Annotated in this window: 12 protein-coding genes and 1 pseudogene; 11 read left to right on the top strand and 2 right to left on the bottom strand. The window is 68.6% G+C overall.

The annotated features are described in order from the left end of the window. The first annotated feature begins 20 nt into the window (after nt 1-20). The 3 genes and pseudogenes from AS594_RS05225 (at nt 21) to AS594_RS05235 (ending at nt 8216) form a co-directional block, all read left to right on the top strand. Complete coding sequence (locus tag AS594_RS05225) at nt 21-2969, top strand: helicase-related protein (protein ID WP_069933429.1); 2949 nt, start codon at nt 21-23, stop codon at nt 2967-2969. Then, nucleotides 2969-7005, top strand: a pseudogene (locus AS594_RS47875) (Eco57I restriction-modification methylase domain-containing protein). The gene AS594_RS05225 and the pseudogene AS594_RS47875 overlap by 1 nt, the downstream one beginning before the upstream one ends. 68 nt (nt 7006-7073) lie before the next feature. Continuing rightward, nucleotides 7074-8216, top strand: a complete 1143-nt coding sequence (locus AS594_RS05235) for an EcsC family protein (protein ID WP_069934968.1) — start codon at nt 7074-7076, stop codon at nt 8214-8216. A gap of 32 nt (nt 8217-8248) precedes the next feature. On the opposite strand, the gene AS594_RS05240 is transcribed toward AS594_RS05235, so the two are convergent. Then, nucleotides 8249-8434, bottom strand: a complete 186-nt coding sequence (locus tag AS594_RS05240; protein WP_069933426.1) for a DUF397 domain-containing protein — start codon at nt 8432-8434, stop codon at nt 8249-8251. Continuing rightward, complete coding sequence (locus AS594_RS05245; protein ID WP_069933425.1) at nt 8431-9282, bottom strand: helix-turn-helix domain-containing protein; 852 nt, start codon at nt 9280-9282, stop codon at nt 8431-8433. Before AS594_RS05245 ends, AS594_RS05240 begins: the two co-directional genes overlap by 4 nt. Nucleotides 9283-9449: 167 nt before the next feature. Here AS594_RS05245 and AS594_RS05250 point away from each other — a divergent pair, with 167 nt between their 5' ends. The 8 genes from AS594_RS05250 (at nt 9450) to AS594_RS05285 (ending at nt 21407) form a co-directional block, all read left to right on the top strand. Further along, nucleotides 9450-9911 carry an ATP-binding protein gene (locus AS594_RS05250; RefSeq protein WP_069933424.1) on the top strand — a complete coding sequence of 154 codons (462 nt, stop codon included), beginning with the start codon at nt 9450-9452 and terminating at the stop codon, nt 9909-9911. A gap of 210 nt (nt 9912-10121) precedes the next feature. Further along, nucleotides 10122-12233: an AAA family ATPase gene (locus tag AS594_RS05255; protein WP_240508938.1), complete on the top strand. Its 2112-nt coding sequence runs from the start codon at nt 10122-10124 to the stop codon at nt 12231-12233. Next, a complete protein-coding gene (locus AS594_RS05260; protein WP_069933422.1) occupies nt 12226-13473 on the top strand; it encodes an McrC family protein in 1248 nt (415 codons plus the stop codon). Before AS594_RS05255 ends, AS594_RS05260 begins: the two co-directional genes overlap by 8 nt. 409 nt (nt 13474-13882) lie before the next feature. After that, the gene (locus AS594_RS05265) at nt 13883-16144 is read left to right on the top strand and encodes an AAA family ATPase (protein WP_240508939.1); all 2262 of its coding nucleotides are present in this window, start codon (nt 13883-13885) and stop codon (nt 16142-16144) included. Continuing rightward, nucleotides 16141-16536 (top strand): hypothetical protein, encoded by a 396-nt coding sequence (locus AS594_RS05270; RefSeq protein WP_069933420.1) that lies wholly within the window; start codon nt 16141-16143, stop codon nt 16534-16536. Before AS594_RS05265 ends, AS594_RS05270 begins: the two co-directional genes overlap by 4 nt. A 25-nt stretch (nt 16537-16561) precedes the next feature. Continuing rightward, nucleotides 16562-18214: a hypothetical protein gene (locus AS594_RS05275; protein ID WP_141747150.1), complete on the top strand. Its 1653-nt coding sequence runs from the start codon at nt 16562-16564 to the stop codon at nt 18212-18214. A 104-nt stretch (nt 18215-18318) separates the two neighbouring features. Beyond that, a complete protein-coding gene (locus AS594_RS05280; RefSeq protein WP_240508940.1) occupies nt 18319-20166 on the top strand; it encodes a DUF4357 domain-containing protein in 1848 nt (615 codons plus the stop codon). Next, nucleotides 20163-21407, top strand: a complete 1245-nt coding sequence (locus tag AS594_RS05285; RefSeq protein WP_079148278.1) for an McrC family protein — start codon at nt 20163-20165, stop codon at nt 21405-21407. Before AS594_RS05280 ends, AS594_RS05285 begins: the two co-directional genes overlap by 4 nt. Nucleotides 21408-21436 lie beyond the last annotated feature (29 nt).

Below are 21436 nucleotides of genomic sequence, written 5' to 3' on the forward strand. Positions count from 1 at the left end.
ACGAGGACTCGAAGACTCACATGGCACTCACGTACTCCGCCGGTTCCCTGGTGAAGGCCCGCGGCCGGGAATGGGTCGTGCTCCCCGAGAGCAAGCCCGATCTGCTGGTCCTGCGTCCGCTGGGCGGCTCGGACGACGACATCGCCGCCGTGTTCCCGGCGTTCGAGGCGGTGGCCGAGGCGAAGTTCGCGCCGCCGGTCCCGAGCGACCTCGGTGACCAGCGGGCAGCGGGCCTGCTGCGTACGGCGCTGCGCGTCGGCTTCCGCTCGGGGGCGGGCCCGTTCCGTGCGCTGGCCGGCATCGCGGTGGAGCCGCGCGCGTATCAGCTCGTGCCGCTCCTCATGGCGCTGCGCCAGAAGACGGTCCGGATGCTGATCTCCGACGACGTCGGCATCGGCAAGACGATCGAGGCGGGCCTGGTCGCGAGCGAACTCCTCGCGCAGGGCGAGGCGACCGGCCTGGCCGTGCTCTGCTCCCCCGCGCTCGCCGAGCAGTGGCAGGGGGAGCTGCGCACGAAGTTCGGCATCGACGCGGAGCTGGTCCTCTCGTCGACGGTCTCGCGCCTCGAACGGGGCCTGGACCTGGGCCAGTCCCTCTTCGACAGGTACCCGCACGTGATCGTCTCGACGGACTTCATCAAGTCCCCGCGCCACCGCGACGACTTCGTACGCCACTGCCCCGACCTGGTGATCGTCGACGAGGCCCACACCTGCGTGGTAGCCGACGACACCTCCACGGCTTCGCAGAACCAGCTCCGCTACGAGCTGCTGCGCCGCGTCTCGGCGGACGAGACCCGGCACCTCCTGCTCGTGACGGCGACCCCGCACAGCGGCAAGGAGTCCGCGTTCCGCAACCTCCTCGGCCTGGTCAAGCCCGAACTGGCCGACGTGAGCCTGGATTCGGAGACGGGCCGCAAGCTCCTCGCCCAGCACTTCGTGGCGCGCAAGCGGGCGGACGTACGCCAGTACCTCACCAAGGAGGACGGTCTCACCGACGACTCCCTCGCGGAGCGGACGGCGTTCCCCTCGGACCGCTACTTCAAGGACGAGACGTACAAGCTGTCGCCGGAGTACCGGGCCCTGCTCGACGACGCGATCGCGTACGCCAGTGAGCGCGTCGAGCAGGCGGGCAGCCAGGGCAGGCGGGAGGCGCGCATCGCCTGGTGGTCGGCGATCGCCCTGCTCCGCTCCCTGGTGTCGTCGCCGCGCGCCGCCGCGCAGACGCTGAGGACCCGTTCGGCAGCGGCGGTCGCCGCGTCGGCGGAGGAGGCCGACAAGCTGGGCGCGCCGCTCAACAGCGACGCGGCCGACAGCGACGCGATGGAGGGCATGGACGTCGCACCGGGCGCGGAGACGACCGAGGACCCGCGCTCCTACCTCGCCGAACTCGCGGACATCGCGGCGCAGTTGGAAGGCCCGGCCAAGGACCTGAAGCTCAAGGCGCTGATCAAGCAGCTCAAGGCGCTGCTCGCGGACGGCCACAACCCGATCGTGTTCTGCCGCTACATCCCGACGGCCGAGTACCTCGCCGCCCAGCTGGAGAACGACAAGGAGTCCGGCAGGCGCGGCCCGCTCGGAGCGAAGACCGTCGTCAAGGCGGTCACCGGCACGCTCTCCCCGCAGCAGCGCCTGGAGCGCATCGAGAAACTCGCCGAGGAGGCCGGCGGGGACGCCGCCGCCCGCCGCGTCCTGATCGCCACCGACTGCCTCTCCGAGGGCGTCAACCTCCAGCACCACTTCGACTCCGTCGTCCACTACGACCTCGCCTGGAACCCGACCCGCCACGACCAGCGTGAGGGCCGCGTCGACCGCTACGGCCAGCGCAAGGACCAGGTCCGCGTCATCACCCTGTACGGCGACGACAACGGCATCGACGGCAAGGTCCTCGAAGTCCTCATCAAGAAGCACCGCCAGATCAAGAAGGATCTCGGCATCTCCGTCTCCGTACCCGACGAGCTGTCGACGGGCGTGACGGACGCGATCGTCGAGTGGCTGCTGATGCGCGGCCGCGAGGACGAGGACGCCCTGTTCGGCGCGGACGCGTTCAAGGTGAGCACGGAGAAGCTGGACAGCGACTGGAACTCGGCCGCCGAACGCGAGAAGGCGTCGCGCTCGCGGTTCGCACAGCGGTCGGTGCGTCCGCAGGAGGTGGCGCGCGAGGTCGCGGCGGTCCGGGAGGCCTTGGGCGGCGCGGGCGAGGTCGGCACGTTCGTACGGGAGTCGCTGGGCGCCCTCGGAGCCGTCCTCCGCGGCGACGGCGACGACTTCACGGCCCAAGTGGGCGGCACGCCCGTCGGCCTGCGGGACGCGCTCGCGCCGACGGTCGGCGCGGAGGTGATCGAGAAGGACCGCCCGATCCCGTTCCGCGCGGACCCGGCGGTGGCGCGCGGCGAGGCTGCCCTGGTGCGGACGGACCCGGTCGTGGGCGCCCTCGCGTCCCACGTCCTGAACGCCGCCCTGGACACCCAGGCCGACGGCGCCCGCCCGGCCCGTCGCTGCGGGGTCGTCACCACGGACGCGGTCGGCACCCTCACCACCCTGCTACTGGTCCGCTACCGCTTCCACCTCACGCTGCCCTCCCGCAGCGGCGAGAAGCAGCTCGTCGCGGAGGACGCCCGGCTGATCGCCTTCGAGGGCTCGGCCAGAAAGGCGGAGTGGCTGCCGCCGGAGCGGGCGCGGGACCTGCTCGACGCGACCGCGTCGGAGAGCACGGACCGCCACTACGCCGAGCGCACGATGACCCGCCTGCTCACCCAGCTCCCGGACGTGTACGGCCACCTGCAGACGTACGGCGAGGAACTGGCCGCCGAGCTGGATGCCTCCCACCGCCGGGTGCGCCAGGCGTCCGGCGAGATCGTGCGTGGCCTGTCCGTCACCGTGCAGAAGCCCGCCGACGTCCTCGGCACGTACGTGTACCTGCCCGCCGCCCCTGCCGCCACCCCGGCCGCCGCTTCTGGAGTGTCCGCCTGATGTCCGCCACCACCCGCCACCAGGTGTTCACCGCCGTCCACACGGTCGGGGGGCTGCTGCCCGCCGACATGCTGGTACGGATCTCCGAGGGCAAGGACGTCCCCGGCTCCAAGTCGGCCGACTACGGCCTGCCCTCCTCGCGCTCGGTACGCGACGAGGCCGAGCGCAGCTGGGAGTACCTGAAGCCGCTCTGGCGTGACCTGCGCAAGCACCTCCCCGAGGACCGCGAGACGGGCCTCCCGGCGGCCGACCCGACCGGCCGCGCCGGCAGTGACTGGCTGGCCCCGCTCTGGCGGGAGTTGGGCTTCGGCCCCCTGACGCATGTCGGCCCGGCGGGCATCTCCGCCGACTCGGACGGGGAGAAGAAGTTCCCGGTCTCCCATCGCTGGCGGCACGCGCTCATCCACCAGACGGCTTGGAACTCCAACCTTGACAAGCGAGTCGGTGGAGCCGGAACGGTCCCGCCCCAGTCGATGCTCCAGGAGTGCCTGAACCGCGCGGAGGCCCACCTGTGGGGCGTACTGACGAACGGGCGTCAGGTACGGCTGCTGCGCGACTCCAGCGCGCTCGCCACGGCGTCGTACGTGGAGTTCGACCTGGAGTCGATCTTCGACGGCGAGCTGTTCAGCGAGTTCGTGCTGCTGTACCGGGTGCTGCACGTGTCGCGGTTCGAGGTGGCGGAGGACGCGCCGCCGTCCGCGTGCCGGCTGGAGAAGTGGCGCACGGAGGCCATCGCCTCCGGCACCCGCGCCCTGGACCAGCTCCGCAAGGGCGTCCAGAATGCGATCACCGCTTTGGGTACGGGCTTCCTTCGTCATCCGGAGAACACGGCCCTGCGCGAGGACGTCCGCCCGAAGGCCCTCCAGGCCGCGCTGCTGCGGCTCGTGTACCGGCTGCTGTTCGTCTTCGTGGCCGAGGACCGTGACGCGCTGCTGTCGCCGAAGGCGGACCCGCAGGCACGTGAGCGGTACGAGGCGTACTTCTCATCGGCCCGGCTGCGCGCGCACGCGAGGAAGCGGCGGGGTACGGCACACGGTGACCTGTACGAGGCCCTGCGCATCGTCCTCGACGCCCTCGGCGACGAGAAGGGCCGCCCCGAGCTGGGCCTGCCCGGCCTCGGCGGCCTCTTCAACGACACGAACGCGGACGCCCCGCTGCGTGGGCTGAAGCTGTCCAACGAGGCCCTGCTGACAGCCGTAAGGCACTTGTCGCAGGTGCGGGACGGCAGCTCGGGGCGTTGGCGGGCGGTGGACTACCGGCACCTGGACGCGGAGGAGCTGGGCTCCGTGTACGAGTCGCTGCTGGAGCTGGAACCGAAGCACAGCACCGCCGATCGTACGTTCACGCTGGTTGAGGTGGCTGGTAACACCCGTAAGACGACGGGTAGTTACTACACCCCGTCCTCGCTCATCGAGTGCTTGTTGGACTCGACGCTGGACCCGGTGATACGGGACGCGGTGAAGCGGGGCGAGGAGGCGGCGTCGAAGTCGGGGGCGACCGACCCGGCGGACTCGATCGTGGACGAGCTGCTGTCCCTGACTGTGTGCGACCCGGCATGCGGCTCGGGGCACTTCCTGGTGGCATCGGCGAGGCGCATCGCCAAGCAGGTGGCGGCTGTACGGGAGCGGAACCCCGAGCCGACGCTGGATGCGGTGCGCCATGCGCTGCATGAGGTCGTCGCCCGCTGTATTTACGGCGTGGACCTTAACCCGATGGCTGTGGAGCTGGCCAAGGTGTCGCTGTGGCTGGAGGCGCTGGAGCCGGGTAAGCCGCTCGGATTTCTTGACGCGCATGTGAAGCACGGCAACGGGTTGATCGGGGCGACGCCGAAGCTGCTGCGGGACGGGATTCCCGACGACGCGTTCATCGCCACCGAGGGCGACGACAAGAAGCACGCCAAGGCGCTGGAGAAGATCAACCAGCAGGAACGGGTCGGGCAGGGCAGCCTCTTTGACCTCGGCAACGAGGCGGTCCAAGTAGCGAACACCGCCTTCGCCAGTGGGCTTCGGTCCATCACACTGGCGCAGGCGGAGGAGTTGGCGGACGTGCGCCGCCAGGAGCAGGCGTACGAGGAGTGGGCCGGCTCCTCGGCGTACCAGCGCGCCAGGCGAGTCGCCGACGCCTGGTGCGCGGCGTTCGTGTGGCTCAAGACGCCGGAGGGTCCGCGCGCGGTGACGCACTCGGCGTTCAGGGCGCTAGAAGACCCTAGCGGCGGGGGTATCTCTGCGGAAACCGATGCCGAAATCACGCGTCTGCGCTGCCAGTACAGCTTCTTCCACTGGCACCTGGAGTTCCCCGAGGTCTTTTCCGTCCCGGAGAGCGGCCAGGGCGTGTCCCCGGCGACCGGTTGGGCGGGGGGGGGGTCGACTGTGTTGTGGGAAACCCGCCGTGGGAGAGCGTCGAGCTTAAGGAGCAAGAATTCTTCGCTCAGCGTGCTCCTGCTATCGCTGCGGTAACCAAGGCTGATGCCCGGAAGAAGCTGATCGCCAAGCTTAAGGATTCATCCGAAACCCTTCCCCTCTACAACGAACATGCAGCGGCCAAACGGGCCGTATATGCGGAAAGCCACTTCCTACGACGTTCAGGCCGAGTTCCTCTCACCGGAAAAGGAAATATTAACGTCTACGCAGTCTTCGCGGAGACTGATCGAATTTTGATTGGCCCGATGGGGCGGGCAGGGGTGATCGTTCCGACCGGGATCGCTACAGATGCGCGGACGCAACACTTCTCCAAGGACCTGGTGCGGAGTGGGTCGATCGCAGCGCTGTACGACTTCGAGAACGCGGCACCACTCTTCCCTGGCGTGCACCGCTCGTTCAAGTTCAGCATCCTGTCCATCACGGGCCGTTCGCTACGCGACCTGGCAGCGCGGTTCGCGTTCTTCCTTCACGACCCGACCGAATTGGAGGATGCCAACAAGGCATTTACGCTGACCCCAGAGGAGATCGAGCTTCTCAATCCAAACACCGGGACACTCCCCGTTTTCAGGTCTCGCAGGGATGCCGAAATCACGATTGGCATCTATCGACGCGTTCCGGTTCTCATCAATGAAAACAGGCAGAACGGAAATCCGTGGGGTGTATCCCTAGTCAACATGTTCCACATGGCCCACGAATCACACTTCTTCCGGCCTTCTGAAGATTTGACAGACGAAGGCTGGCGACTGCTAGGCAACGTCTTCACTAAGGACACAGCAAAGATGCTGCCTCTATACGAGGCGAAAATGCTCCACCACTACGATCACCGCTGGGCTACATACGGCAGCGATGGTGCCACCCGCGACGTAAACCTCACAAAGAAACAAGACGCTGAATCAGTAGTAACACCCCGGTACTGGGTACCAGAAAAGGAAGTCACCAGAGTCCTAATCAGCAAGGGCTGGGAACAGGAATACCTCATCGGATTCCGCAAGATTTGCAGGGCAACCGATGAACGGACAACCATCGCTTACGCCTTCCCAAAGGGAGGTATCGGCGACTCCGGCAACCTAATTTTGCCGACTGCAGAAGAACCAGCTCCCCTACTGTATGCCAATGCAGCGTCGCTCGCGCTCGACTATGTTCTGCGCCAAAAACTGGGGGGAACTAACCTGAACTTCTTCCAGTTCGCACAACTTCCTTTCCTGGTACCAAGCATGGCCGATCGTCATCGAGACTTCATCGGGCGCAGAGTTCTTGAACTCGCTTACACCACGTACGACATGAGTTCCTTTGGCGCCGACCTCGGCTACGTCGGTTCTCCTTTCCGTTGGGACGAGGACCGCCGTCAGCAAATCCGCGCCGAACTCGACGCCCTCTTCTTTCACCTTTACGGCATCTCCCGCGAAGACATCGACTACATCCTCGACACCTTCCCCATCGTCCGCCGCAAGGACGAGGCCAAGTACGGCTCATACCGCACCAAGGAACTGATCCTCGCCGAGTACGACCGCATGGCGGAGGCCGGGCTCACCCTCGACAACCCCTTGGTGGACGGCGAGAACTACACCTCCACGCTCACACCACCCCCAGGCCACGGCCCTCGCCACCCTGCCTGACAGCTCTCGACGACCTGACCTGACGAGTCACGCACTCGTGCATCACCATCCATGCCCCAGGGGGGACCATGAGCAACCCGCAGTACTCGCAGCAGCCCGATCAGCTGCCCTCGGATTATGAGCTCGACGCATGGCGTGCCGTCCAGCAGTTCAAGGGCCGCCCGCTGTCCCGAGCGATGAGAAACGCCGGCGAGCAAGTGGCCAACGGCGTCTCGGAACTCGGCAAGCGTGCCGCGAAGCAACTGGAGAACCACCCACGGGCGAAGTCTGCGCTTTCGCGGGGACAGGAAGCCGTCGCCAAGGGCGCTCAAAAGGTCGGCGCGGGGGCGCGCGGAGCCGCCGACGCCCTCCCGGACTGGAGTGGCACTGCCGCTCAGTCCCTACGGAAGACGGTGGGCCGCGCCTCGCGCGCAGGCCTCTCCCCCAAGCGCGTGGTGGCGCTCCACAAGAAGCGCGGGCACGACGTCGAATCGCTGCGCGACCTGCGCCGCCTCGACCTTGAGCAGGTCGACGCAGTCCGTGGACGGGCGGCGAGCCTGCACTACCCAGCCGCCGCAGCGCTCTCGGGAGCGGGTGCGGGGCTGGTGATCTCCGGAGGGCAGCTCGCCATCGCCACTTCCGCCGGTGCCGCCGCAGCGCCTTCGGGAGGTGCGATCGCGGGCGCTTTCGTCGCCGATACCGCGGTCGTCCTCGGACTCGCGTCCCGCGCCGTCGGCCAGGTCTCGCTGTTCTACGGCTACGACCCCGAAGAGCCCGCCGAGAAGCTCTTCGTGATGTCCGTCGTCAACGTCGGGACGGCAAGCTCGGCCACCGCCAAGAACGCCGCGATGGCCGACATCTCCCGGCTCACCCAAGCACTCTTCCGCGGCAAGGCGTGGGACGTCCTGAGCGACGCGGTTGTCACCAAGGTTTCCCAGCAGTTCGCGAAGGCGTTCGGCTTCCGCCTCACCAAGAAAGGGCTCGGCAAGGCCGTACCCGCATTCGGGATCGTCGTCGGAAGCACCCTCAACTGGACCACTCTGGAAGGGATCGTCGACGCCGCCGAAGTGGCATACCGACGGCGGTTCCTCCTGGAGAAGTACCCGCATCTCGCTGACGAGGAGGCATCCGGATCGTTTCCCGACGCCGGCCCGCTCGTCCCGGACGATGCCGACGTAAAGATCAGTTTGCTCAGTGAGATCGTCGAGGCGGGCGGACCCGACCTCCACTGACCCTGTGTCCCGGCGGTGAACGTGACCACAGCTCAGGACCCCGCCGCGAACCCCACGAACCGGGCCCACTCCTCACGCCCTACGGCGAAGTGAGGGCACGTCACGTCCTTGGAGTCCCGTACGTGAATGGCCTGTTCAGTGACTGCGACCTCTACGCAGTCGTCACCCTGGCTCCCGCTGTAGCTGGACTTGAACCAGGTGAGTTCCCTCGTGCTCATAGCTCTCCTCGCAGTAGCTCCAACAGGCTCCGCGAATCTTTGGGGTTCAGGGCCTGCGAGCGCAGTGTGTCATAGCGCTGCTGAAGGAGACTTACCTCTTTCACGTCAGCAATCAGCCGCCCGTTCTGCTGCCCTTCGGAGTACGCGAACCGCCGCCCCTCCGGGGTTTCCAGAAGCCGCACGGGCCCATCCAGACACGCGTGCAACTCTGCTCCCAACGGAACGATCTGAAGCGTCACATTGCGCGGTGCGCTGTGTTCCAGCACATGGTCGAGCATCACTCGCATCTGCGGCACGTTCCCGAACTTCCGCCGGAACACGTGCTCCTCGACGATGAAGCTGAACGGCACGGTCAGCCGCTCGTACAGCATCCGCTGCCTCTCCATCCGGACGGCGAGCAGGGTCTCCAGCTCCTCATCCGTGATCACCGGAATCGTGCCCTCGAACACCGCCCGCGCATACCCCTCCGACTGCAACAACCCCGGCACCAGCCGACACTCATACGTACACAGGCTCACCGCCACCTTCTCCAGCCGGGCCCACCGCCGGAACCAGGCCGCCAGCCCCGCCTCGCCCCGCGTCAGGTGCCCGGCCGCCTTCCGCAACGCCCCCGTGTTCCCCAGCGCCTCCTCCGCCCGCTCCACGAAGGACTCGTCGGGCATTCGTCGCCCCAACTCCACCGACTCCACGGTGTGTTTGGAAAACCTGACCCGCGCCCCGAAGTCCACCCGGCTGAGCCCGGCATGCTCGCGAAGGGCCTGGACGACGGCCCCGAAGGTCCGCAGACTGTCGGAAGGGTCGGGCTCCCGCTCCACGTCGCAAGCCGTCACGTCGCTGCTGTCCCTCATACGCGGCCACCTCCAGGTGCGTACGTCCTCTGCGGTTTCTCCGCGATCGACAGCACCCAGCGTGACGGCAAGATCGCCGTACCGTCCACAGAATGTGCCCGTACGCTGACGCAGCGTACGGGCCGCGCTACTGGTAAGTGCCCCCGCACGCCCGCCACGGTTTCCCCATGCACACCTCCACGCCCCAATCCTGCGCTACCGTACGCACCTTCGCGCAGCGGCTCTCCTCCACTCGCCGCGGCGCCCGTCTGGCCCGGCTCCTGGCCGTGGAACGGCTGACCGCCTGGGACATGTCACCCGCAGTCATCGAGCGAGCCGAACACGTCGTCGCGGAGCTCGCGTCGAACGCGGCGCTGCACGGCCGCGTCCAGGGGCGCGACTTCCTGTTGACGCTGACACTGGACGACGCGGCCGGCCCTCTGCGCATCGCGGTGAGCGACACGCGGGGCGAGTACCGCCCCGCGATCCCCCCTGAGCGGGGACCGGACCACGAGTCGGGCCGCGGACTGCTTCTGGTCGACACCCTGGCCGACCGCTGGGGAACGGAGCCCCGCCCGCCTTCCGGCAAGACCGTATGGGCGGAGATCGACCAACACGGTGAGCGGCTGGAGGCGGTTTCCGGCCAATGAGGCAGCCAATGCCGTTGAGTACGGCCAAACGCTTTGAGCGAGGGCATCCGGTCGACCTACGCTCCGTCAACGGATCACGGCGCCAGTCGCAGCGCCAAAGCGGCGTTGCGGTCTTCAAGAAACCGTCGCTTTCTGAAGATCGTCCTGCGGGGCCGCCCAGACCCCACAAAGCCTTCAAAGCCCGGGAGCGCCACCCCACGCTCCGGCATCATGGCTTCCATGACTAACGCGGTGGATGTGCGCACGTCGGCGGCCGAGTTCGACCGGAGCGCCGTGGCGGACGCCGAGTCGGCCGCCGAGGACGAGCGCAAGCAGGTGCTGGCCCAGTTTCCGTTGGAGGAGTGGGCGGAGCTGCCGCTGGAGCGCTACGCCCTCGGGCAGGCCGCACCGCCCGGGTCTGAGCCGACGTACTGCCGGCTGCTGGAGTTCCTCACCCCGAATCTGGGCAGCATCAGGGGCGGCAGTGCCGCGAAGCACATCATGTACCACCACAACTCTGGCGAATGGCGGCTGGCCGCTCCCCTGCGCGGCATGGACCCGCAGGAAGCCTGGGCGGAACTGCGCGGTCAGTTCGTCCGGGCCTTCGACGCCGTCGGGGCGGGAGACTTCGAGGCGCTGGACGACCTCGAAGTGCTGCGGTACGGGCCGACGTTGGTGACGAAATCCCTGGCGACCTACTTCCCCCAGCACTTCCTGCCGATCTACGCGGCCGAGCATCTGAGGACGTTCGTCACGCTGCTCGGCGGTGAGGCGCAGGCCGGCGTCCCCGCCGCGCGTACGAACCGCCACCTGCGCGAACTCGTGCGGTCTCGTGAGGAGTTCGAGGGCTGGACGGGACAAGAGGTGATGCGCTTCCTGTACAAGCACTTCAATCCCCGGCAACGCACCATCTGGAAGATCGCCCCCGGCGAGCGCGGCCGTCTGTGGGAGGAATGCCGGGACGGCGGGTTCATCTGCGTCGCGTGGGACGAGCTCGGCGATCTCGGTCAGTACCAGAGCGACACGGAACTGAAGCAGGCCCTGGACGCGCACTGGCCGCGCAGCAGTGGCGGCAGCCTGACCCTCGCCCGCCGGCTGCTGGCCTTCCGGGACCTGGAGGCGGGAGACAGGGTCGTCGCCAACCGCGGGACGGAGGAAGTCCTGGCCACCGGCAGGGTCGACGGGAGCTATCGCTACGACCCAGACCGGCCGGAGTTCCACCACGTCGTCCCGGTGGCCTGGGACCTCTCTCACGCGCGGAAACTGCCGAAGCCCCAGCACGGGTGGCGGTCCACCTTCGCCAAGGTCGACCCGTCGCTCTTCGCCGGGTTCACCGCGGACAGCGCGGGCCCCGGCACCGGCTCGGGTACGGGCCAGGCGCAGGCGGGCGCGCCGGTCGCGCTGCCCGACGACGTACAGGTCGTGCTGGACGCCCTGGAGCGCAAGGGGCAGGTGATTCTGCACGGGCCGCCCGGTACGGGCAAGACCCGGCTCGCGCTCGGGGCCGCCCTCGCCCTGGACGGCCGCGCGGACGCGCTCGGCGCCGACGGCCGCCAACGTGCCCAGGCGCAGGCCGAGATGCTGCACGGCGACCGGGTCCGCCTGGTCACCTTCCATCCCTCGTACGGCTACGAGGACTTCGTCGAAGGCTTCAAGCCGGACCTGAGCGCCACCGGCCCTGGCCTCACCCTCGCCCTCACGGACGGCCTGTTCCACACCCTGTGCGGCCGTGCCGCCGCCCGTCCCGACCAGACGTTCCTGCTGATCGTCGACGAGATCAACCGCGGTGACCTGCCGCGGATCTTCGGCGAGTTGATCACGCTGCTCGAACTCGACAAGCGGAACCTGCCGGTCGCCCTGCCGGTCAGCAAGCGGCGCTTCTCCGTACCGCCGAACGTCCGGGTCATCGGCACGATGAACACGGCCGACCGGAGCATCAGCCACCTGGACGCCGCGGTCCGCCGCCGCTTCGCGTTCCTGCCCGTGGGGCCGGACCCGGACGCGGTTTCCGGGACCGTGGGCCCCTTGGACCTGGCCGCGTTCTTCGAGTCCCTCAACACCCGCATCGCCCGTCACCTCGACGCCGACCACCAGATCGGGCACGCCTACCTGCTGCGGGACGGTGAGCCGATCGCCACCGAGGAGGACCTCGCCGCGGCTTTCCACCACGAGGTGATCCCGCTCCTGGAGGACTACTGCCTCGGCCGGGCGGAACTGCTGCACCGTATCCTCGGCGGTCTGGTCGACGCCGACACGGGGCGTCCGCTCCTCATGCCCCCACAGGACCTGGCGGGCGCGCTGGCGACCGAGTTCACCAGCGGCGTACCCGGCCCGGATGCCTGACCGCACCCCGGTCCAGCTCGGCGAGTACGAGTCCGCCCCGCTGGAACCCGGTCAGCTCACGCCCCGGGACGTCGACCGCCTGCACGCCCTCCAGGCAAGCGGCTGCATCACCCTGACCGGGGAGCGCACCGGGTGGCGGCTCAAGGCCGACGCGACCGTCGGAGTCCTGGTCCTGGACCGTGTCCGCGTGGTCATCGCGCCCAAGTTCGCCATTCCGGGAGAGCAGCTCATGAGCTGGCTCGCCTACGCGCTCGCCACGCCCGTCCCGGCGGCGGCCAGGCGGTGGCCCACCGGCCCCGACGGTTACGCCGACCTGGTCGCCGCCGCCCTGCTCGAACAGTGCGAGCGGCTGCTGCGGGAGGGGCCGCGCCGGGACTACGTACGCCGCCGGAGCGTCGAACCGGTGCTCCGGGGACGCCTGGACATCACAGCCCAGGCCACCCGCCGCTACGGGCAACTGGACCACCTGCACGTCCGCACCTTCGACCGGGAGGCGGACATCTGGGACAACCGCGTTCTGGGGAGCGCGCTGAAGGCGGCGCTCGCCCTGACCGCCAGTCCCGACCTCGCGCCCGCCCTGCACCGCGTTGCCGGCGCGTTTCCGCAAGCCCCGACCCCGACCGCAGCCCTCCGCGCTCTGGACCGCACCCACTACACGCGCCTGAACGCCCGCTACCGGCCCGCCCACACCTGGGCCCGCCTGCTGCTGCGCGGCGGCGGCGTGACCGACCTGCTCACCGACCACGGCACCGCGGCGGACGGTCTCCTGCTCGCCATGCCCGCGCTCTGGGAGGCCGTCGTCCGCCGTCTCGGCACCGAGGCAGCCGGCCCGCACGGCGGCCACGCCGTGCCCGGCGGAAGCGGCTTCGGCATCACAGTCCGCGGAGACCTGGGCAGCGCCTCGACCTTCCGGCCCGATCTTCTGCTCAGCCTTCCAGGACTTCCAGGGCACGACACGGCACAACGCACGCTGCTGCCCGTGGACGCCAAGTACAAGCGCTACGACCGCCACGGCGTGAGCGCGGCCGACGTCCACCAGCTCCTCACCTACAGCAGCGGCTACGCGTCCGCCGACGCCCCGACGGCCGTCATCGTCCATCCCCAGCCGGGCAGTCACACGCGGCGGACCCTCCGGGTGCGGAGCCCCAAAGGCGGGTTGGGCAGCATCCTCGTCCTTGGTGTCGACACCCGCTGCACGCCCGAGCAGGCGACGGCATGGATCGGCTCAGTACTGCGCTGACCACCGCACGCTGCCCGATTGGCGACAGCAGCCGTGGGGGGAAGGTGCCTGCGGGGCGGTCGGCTCGGTGGCTCGGGCGGCCCAGCGCATCTCCGTTACGAGCCAGGCACCCGAACACATGTACACGCATCTGATCGTAGTGAATTCACAGAAGTGCGTTGACGTCGCTAACACGCTTGCGCCATGCTCGAATTGACAACGGCCCACCGTCCCCTCGCCTCGCCTTGGGCACGCCCGCCGCAGCCACCCAGAGCCCCAAGGGATCCGAGCCATGAGCGACACCAGCCTCCGTGACCTTCTCCTCTCCCGATTGCCCGGATCAGGGCTCTCCGCCGATGAGCAAGCTCTGCTGCGCGATCTGCTGCCTCCCGCTCCGCCCCGGAGAGGTCGTCGTCCCGGGACCGTGTACATGCGGTCCATCTCGGCCTCCGGCTGGCGCGGAATCGGACCCACCGCCACTGTCCGGCTGAATCCCGGCCCCGGTCTGACGCTGGTGGCGGGCCGCAACGGGTCCGGCAAGTCGAGCTTCGCCGAGGCCGCGGAAATGGCTTTGACCGGCGACAACTTCCGCTGGCAGGGGCGCACTCAGGTATGGAAGAAGGGCTGGCGCAACCTCCACGAGCACTCCGCCCCCGAAGTCGCGGTGGAGCTGGGCTTTGACGCCGGCAGTGACGGCGAGGGCGCCAAGGAGCCCGTGACCGTACGCCGGATCTGGTACGGCGAAGGGCTCGAGGAGTCCCGCACCGTCGTGGAGGAAGCCGGACAGGCCACCGGTGAAGCCGCGCACGAAGTTATCGACTCCGAGCAGCTGTCGCTCTACCGGCCGTTTCTCCCGTACACCCAGCTCGGAGCGGTGATCAACGGGCCGCTGACCACCTTGCACGACGAGATCTCCCGGATCCTCGGCCTCGAACTGCTCAGTGATACCGACGCGGCGGCGCGGGCTCGGGCCAAGACCCTGACCGACACCGAGAACGCCGCTAAGGCCCTCACCGCAACGGTGATCCAGGAGTTGTCGGAGGTGGACGACCCGCGCGCCAAGGAAGCGATCACGGCTCTCTCCGGCAGGAGCCCCGACCTGGACACTGTCCGGGCCCTGTTGCGGGGCCACGGCGCCGCCGACGAGGCGCACCTCGCCCGACTGCGTCGGCTGGCCGATCTCGAGCGCGCGGACCAGCCCTTGGTCGCGAAGGCCGTGACCCGGCTGCGCTCGGCGGCAGCCACAGCCGACGACGCGCGCCGCGGATCCGCCGAGGATGCCCGGCAGTTGATCAAACTGCTCGACGCCGCGCTGGAACACCGCCGCCGTGCCGCTGTCTCCGACTGCCCCGTATGCGGCAGCACGGACCTCTTGGACCGCTCCTGGGCGGAACGGACGCGCGCGCAGGTCGAAAGGCTCCAGACGGAGGCCGCCGAGGCCGAGGCAGCACACCGCGAGCTCGTGAACGCGGTGCGGGAGGTGCACGATCTGATGCGTCCGGCCCCGGCCTGGCTCCAGGCCGACGAGCCCTCCCTGGCCGCGCTCTGGCGGGATCTGGTCGCCTGCCGCGCGGTTCGTGACCCGCGCGAGCTGGCCGACCGCGCGGAACGCGCCGAGGCAGTCCTCGGTGATGCCTGTGATCAGATCCGCGAGGACGCCCGCCGACGCGTCACAGCGCAGGACGGCCGCTGGCAGCCCGTGGCCGGACGTCTGGCCGCATGGTTGGCACAGGCGGAGGCCGCGCAGACGGCCAAGCCCGCCCTCAAGCAGGTCAAGACGGTACGCGCGTGGATGCGGGCGCTCACCGACGAGTTGCGGGAAGCCCGGTTCAAGCCGTTCGCCGACCAGTCGGGGCAGATCTGGCGACTGTTGTCCGAGCGCAGTAGTGTCTTGCTGGGTGCGATCGGGCTCACCGGTGTGGGTCCGCAGCGCCAGGTCAGTCTTCCCGTCTCCGTGGACGATGCCGACGCGCCGGCCTTCGGCGTCATGAGCCAGGGCGAACTGCATTCCCTCGCCCTCTCTCTCTTCATCCCGCGGGCCACCCATCAGGACAGCCCTTTCGGTTTCCTGGTCATCGACGACCCAGTGCAGTCCATGGACCCGGAGAAGGTCGACGGCCTCGCCAAGGTTCTCGACCTGTACGCGCGGCACCGGCAGGTCGTGGTCTTCACGCACGACACCCGGCTCGAGGAGGCCATCCAGCGCCTCGGTCTGAGGGCGACGGTCATGCGGGTGTCCCGGCAGACCGACTCGGTCGTCCACGTCTCCGCCGTCAGCGACCCCGTGAGCCAGGCCCTGGCGGAGGCACGGGCCATCGCCCTCGATCCGCACCTGCCGCCGGAAGTTGCCGATCGCGTGCTCCCCTCGATGTGCCGCCTGGCGCTGGAGGCCGCCTACCAGGACACCGCGCGACGTGCTCTGCGCGAAGCCGGCATCGGTCAGCGCGCCATCCAGGAGCGGGTCACCCGGCCGGGCCCCCTCACCGGCCTCGCGGCCCTCGCGATGGGCATGCAGGGCAAGGAGCGGAGCGAAGTACTGGACGCCGTCGCCCGCGACCACGGACGGTGGGCCAGGGAGTTGATCCATGGGCTGAACCAGGCATCGCACCAGGCGCCGGCCACGCCAATCGGTGATCGCCTGGCCTTGGTCGACCGTACGAAGCGGCTCGCGAAGGAGGTGCTGGCCCGGTGACCGCTCCCGCGCCCTCCACCCCGGTTCTCCCCACGCACGCACTCCTGGCGGCTGCGGACATGCTGCTCAATCCCTCGGAGGACACCGCGCTCTCCCCCGGTGTCCGGGCGCGCGCCGCAGCCACCCTGCTCCGCCTGGCACTCGACGAAACCCTCGACGCCTTCTGGCGGTCGGTCAGCCCTCGTATGACCCGCAACGGACGCACCCGCATGCTCTGCCTGCAGTGGTACGTCAGTCCCTCCGTCGCTCGCCAGTGGTACACCGTCTGGTCAGGTCTCAGCGCCGCCTGTCACTACCACACGTACGACCTGCCTCCTACCCCCGCCGAGGTACGTGCCTGGCATCAGGACGTGAGTGAACTGCTCCCCCTCCTGGCCACCGCCACCGCCTGAACCACGCCGCCTTTGCCTCGTACACGTGAGGAGCAACACGATGGACGCCCGCCGCTACCGCATGGTGGTCACCAGCCGGACCGATTACGTGCAGACCGGTGCACTCGTCGACGAGCAACTGCGCCATTGGCTGGCCCAACCACCCAAGCGCTACAACGTCGACGCATTCGCTGAAGGCCGCAACGAGATAGCACGGGGAGTCACCCTCGACCACGACTCCGTGACGGCTGCCACCGGCACCTACGGACGATGGCGGCTCCGAGAAACCGCGCCGGGCGGCACCTGGCAGACCACCGTCGTAACACGGCAGATCGCCGACGGGCCGACCTGGGTACAGCTCGACGTCGAGCACCTCCCCGACGACGCCGAGGCGGCCCCCGTGCCCGCCAAGACACCCCGGCTCGCGAGACACCTGCTGGAAGCGCTCGACGCACACGACGGACTGGCTGACGTGACGGCCATGCCCCAAGTCGTCGAGGCGGAGGATGTCGAGGCGGTCATCGACGAACTGTGCGACGCCGACCGACGCCTCCCCGTCGTGATGGCGAGCACACCGTACGACGTCGAGTTCGACGCCTGGCTCGAAGGGACGGTCGATCCTCTCTTACGGCCCCTGGTCGGCTTGGCGATCCTCTACGTGCTCACTCCAGGAGCCGAGTCGGTCTTCAACCGGGCCTTGGAACACCACCGCGTGTACAACGGAGGGATCCGCACTTACCTCTCCGGCGTCGACCCGGCCTGGCCCGCCGACGGCCAGCGGCACCGTGTGATGTCGAAACGGCTGATCACCGAGAACCCTCACGTGGCCGCCCGCATCCTGAATCAACTTCCTCAGGGACTCGCCACCCGACTGCCGTTGCCCGACGCCCTGGATTCCGTGCCACTCATGCGCACACGGGCCAGGGACGGAGTGGGCGGCTCCGAACAGGAACGGCTGCGCGACGAGAACGACGCCCTGCACGAGATCCTCGAAGAGGCGGCAAGCGAACAGCGCGTCAGAGCCGACGAGATCCGCGACCTCAAGCGGGAGCTACGTCAGGCCGAGAACAACGAGGCCCAGGTCGTTGTCGACTACGACGAGCAGTACAAGGAACTCCACCGTGCGAAGGCGCAGATACGGGGCCTGCAGAGAGAACTTCTGAGACTGGGCGCCGCCGAGCAGGCGTACGCGACGGTGGCCCCCTCGGTGAACGCTCCCACATCCTTCCGCGAGATCCTGGACCGGATCGACGACATGCGACGCCTCCACTTCAGCGGCCGGCGCAAGTACACCCTGGAACTCGACGACCAGGCCTACGGCTCGTCGTGGGTCCGGATGGCCTGGGACGCCCTGCTTGCCCTCCAGGACTTCGCAGAAGCTGTCGCGAGCGGCAAGGCGAGCAGCGACTTCAAGCAGTGGTGTGCGGACGCGCCCGAGGGAGCGCACGTCATCTCGCCACGCAAGGTCGTCAGGGACGAATCGAAGTCCGTGAAGGCGAACGGCGAATGGAGCCGCGCGCGCACGTTCCCCGTTCCCCGCCACGTGCATCCGGACGGCAAGCTGTTCATGGGTGCCCACCTGCGGATCGGCGGAGGCAACACCGTCGCGCCGCGTCTCCACTATTACGACGGGGCCTGCGCCGACCACGGGATATTCGTCGGTTACATGGGCCCACATCTGACCAACACCATGACCTGAGGCATCGACCGCGGGGATCACCGGCCGTCGTACCCCGCGGGTAGGGTCGCGCGTAGTGGATCCGGAGGGCTGTGCGCTGTCGGGCGCCGGGGCGAGGAGTGGAAGTGAACGAGCGAGACGAGGCCCGCCCCGAGGCGGTGCGGGCCGGGAGCGACACGGGATACCCGGAGTTCCTGCTGCGCCTGCCCAATGGAGGACCGCGGGCCCGGGGCCGGGTCCTGCCCGAGAAAGGGATGAACGGAAGCCTGAAGTTCCTCGTCCTCGCCGGCTCACCCGTGCGTGCGGAGACAATGCCCGGCATCGGGCCTCATCCGTCGGCGCAGCGCGAACGGCTTCTGGCGGACGGTGGTCTCGGGACGGCGTCGGACCGGTGGCCGGGATATTGGGAGACGACCCGGGACATCGAATGCAACTCCCCTTCCGCAGCCGCATCGGTGGTGACCGGGCGTAGCTCCGACGGCCTCTCGGAATGGCGCACGGAAGAGGGCTTCCCCCTCGTCGACTACCTCGGCGCCTCGTGGCGCACCCCGAACAAGGCGTGGCTGGTGCGGGGTTCGAACGTGTCCGGGCGCGATCTGGTCAAGCGACTTTGGGTGACCGAGGGCTGGGTGACCCTCGCGGCCACGCACCTGCCTCAGGTGGACCGGGACGCGCCGACCAAGAGCGTCCTGCGGCGGTACGTGCAAGAGGGATACGACGCCACCACCTCGTACAGCCAGAAGCAGGTGATGGCCGACGAACTGCACTACTTCCTGACCCAGATGCGGCAGGGCGACACCGTCTGCACCATCTCGGACGGGCAGCTGTACATCGGCACGATCACGGGAGACGCGGAGCAGGTCGATTCCGAGGGAGGGCTGTCGAATGTGCGACGGAGGGCCGAGTGGCGGTCCGCCGGTATCCCCTACGACGAGCTGCCGGAGGCGCTCCAGCAGAAGCTGTCCGTGCAACACGACGTCGTCGACCTGACCTCTGTGCTGGCACTCGTCGAGGGACTCGGGCGGAGCGACGAGGACCTCGCTCGGGAGGCCCAGGCCATAGACCGGGACCCGAGCGTGGAGATCCCGGCGATCACCGCCCGCCGTGAACCAGAACTGCCCGGCCCGACGGATGAACTGGCGGCCGAACTCCTTGTGCACGACACAGCGTGGCTGCGCGAAGTACGCGATCTACTGGCCGACGAACGCCAACTGGTTCTCTATGGGCCTCCGGGCACTGGCAAGACGTACCTGGCAATGAAACTCGCCGAGTTCCTCGGCGGCGGACCCGAGCAGGTCAAGCTCGTGCAGTTCCATCCGTCGTACGCCTACGAGGACTTCTTCGAGGGCTTCCGGCCCCAGGAGGACCCGCAGACCAGGGAGGTCGCCTTCCGGATCACCGCGGGCCCGCTGCGCGAACTCGCCGACCTCGCCTCGCGCGAGGGAAACCGGCACATCCCGCACTTCCTGATCATCGACGAGATCAACCGGGCCAACCTGGCGAAGGTCTTCGGCGAGCTGTACTTCCTGCTGGAGTACCGCAACAAATCGGTTCGGCTGACCTACTCCGGCGACGACTTCGCGCTGCCGCCGAATCTGTTCGTCATCGGCACGATGAACACCGCCGACCGGTCCATCGCCCTCGTGGACGCGGCGATGCGCCGCCGCTTCGCCTTCGTCGAACTGTCGCCACGTACTGAGCCGACACGTGGTCTGCTGCGCCGATGGCTGGCCAAGGAGGGCAAGGGCGCGGAGCCCGCCGACCTGCTCGAGGCACTGAACTCCCGTATCGATGATCCCGACTTCCGTATTGGGCCCTCGTACCTGATGACGAAGGGCGTGTACCGGGAGGGCGGCCTGGAGCGGACCTGGCGGACGAAGATCCTGCCCCTGATGGAGGAGCATCACTACGGGGAAGGCGTGGACATCGAGAAGCGGTACGGGCTGGCCGCTCTGCGGGAGTCGCTGGGGTGACGTCCGCAGCAGAACCCCTGCGGTCCGTCGGACTGGTCGAGCACGCGCCGGCGAGCTCTCTCCTCCTGCCGGATGCTGTGGGCCGTGCCCTCGCCGCTGCCGGCATCGTGGACGCGGTGCCCGACCCGTACACGCCCGGGCAATGGTCGCTGCGGGCCGGCAGCAAGGTCGGGGCGGTGGCCGTCACCGCACCGGGCGGCGGCGACCCGGTCACCGTACGCATCAGACCCAAGGTGCCCATCGTCCGGCTCTTCTTCCTGCTCGGCTACAGCCTCGATCCGAGCAGGAGTTGGCGGGACGGCCTGGTCGAGGTCGCCGAGCACCGTGATCTGGTGCCCGCGCTCGCCCACGCCGTGGAACGGCAGGTGGACCAAGCCCTGCGGCAGGGCCTGTTGCAGGGGTACCGGGTGGCTGAGGAATGCGCGCTCGTCGTCCGCGGCCGGGTCAGGGAGGCCGAACAGATACGGCGGCGCTTTGGGGCGATGCTGCCGGTCGAAGTGGCATACGACGAGTTCACCACCGACATCGCGGAGAACCGCATCCTCCGCGCGGCCGTCGAACGTCTCCTGAGCCTGCCCGGCATACCTCACGACGTACGCCGCAGGCTGCTGCACCAGCGCGCCCGCCTGACCGACGTCACTGCGATCGTGCGCGGTCAGCCGCTCCCCGACTGGCGTCCCACACGCCTCAACTCGCGCTACCACCACGCCCTGTGTCTCTCCCGTGTCGTCCTGGAAGGCGCCTCCGCCGAGCACTGCCCCGGCGATCTGCGCATCAACGGCTTCCTCTTCGACATGAACAAGCTCTTCGAGGACTTCGTGACAATCGCCCTACGGGAGACCTTCCAAGGCCGGGGGCGGGCTTCCAGCGGCCACACCGCCCGGCTCCAGGACTCTCACTATCTCGACAAAGCAGCCGCGATCCGCATGAAGCCGGACTTCGTACTGTACGGGCCGGACGGCACCCCGTGCGCGGTGGCGGACGCCAAGTACAAGGCCGAGCGACCGGGCGGTTATCCCGACGCCGACCTGTACCAGATGCTGGCGTACTGCACGGCTCTCGACCTGCGCGAAGGGCACCTGGTGTACGCGAAGGGCAATGGCCCGCACACGGCCCACCAGGTGCGCCACGCAGGCATCGTCATCCATCAGCACGCCCTCGACCTGGACCAGGAACCGCCCGGACTGCTCACGGACATCGAGGAGGTGGCCCAGCGGCTGGCGAACACCCGGCTCGTATGATCGACTGCGGAGTGTCCATCCAGAATGGG

The organism is Streptomyces agglomeratus (assembly GCF_001746415.1).
GTDB lineage: Bacteria > Actinomycetota > Actinomycetes > Streptomycetales > Streptomycetaceae > Streptomyces > Streptomyces agglomeratus.

What these genes read in the sequence shown, in the direction of transcription:
- AS594_RS05240 (WP_069933426.1), bottom strand. Translation starts at nt 8,434, where the DNA reads ATGAGCACGAGGGAACTCACCTGGTTCAAGTCCAGCTACAGCGGGAGC.
- AS594_RS05225 (WP_069933429.1), top strand. Translation starts at nt 21, where the DNA reads ATGGCACTCACGTACTCCGCCGGTTCCCTGGTGAAGGCCCGCGGCCGG.
- AS594_RS05255 (WP_240508938.1), top strand. Translation starts at nt 10,122, where the DNA reads ATGGCTTCCATGACTAACGCGGTGGATGTGCGCACGTCGGCGGCCGAG.
- AS594_RS05260 (WP_069933422.1), top strand. Translation starts at nt 12,226, where the DNA reads ATGCCTGACCGCACCCCGGTCCAGCTCGGCGAGTACGAGTCCGCCCCG.
- AS594_RS05250 (WP_069933424.1), top strand. Translation starts at nt 9,450, where the DNA reads ATGCACACCTCCACGCCCCAATCCTGCGCTACCGTACGCACCTTCGCG.
- AS594_RS05235 (WP_069934968.1), top strand. Translation starts at nt 7,074, where the DNA reads ATGAGCAACCCGCAGTACTCGCAGCAGCCCGATCAGCTGCCCTCGGAT.
- AS594_RS05265 (WP_240508939.1), top strand. Translation starts at nt 13,883, where the DNA reads ATGCGGTCCATCTCGGCCTCCGGCTGGCGCGGAATCGGACCCACCGCC.
- AS594_RS05245 (WP_069933425.1), bottom strand. Translation starts at nt 9,282, where the DNA reads ATGAGGGACAGCAGCGACGTGACGGCTTGCGACGTGGAGCGGGAGCCC.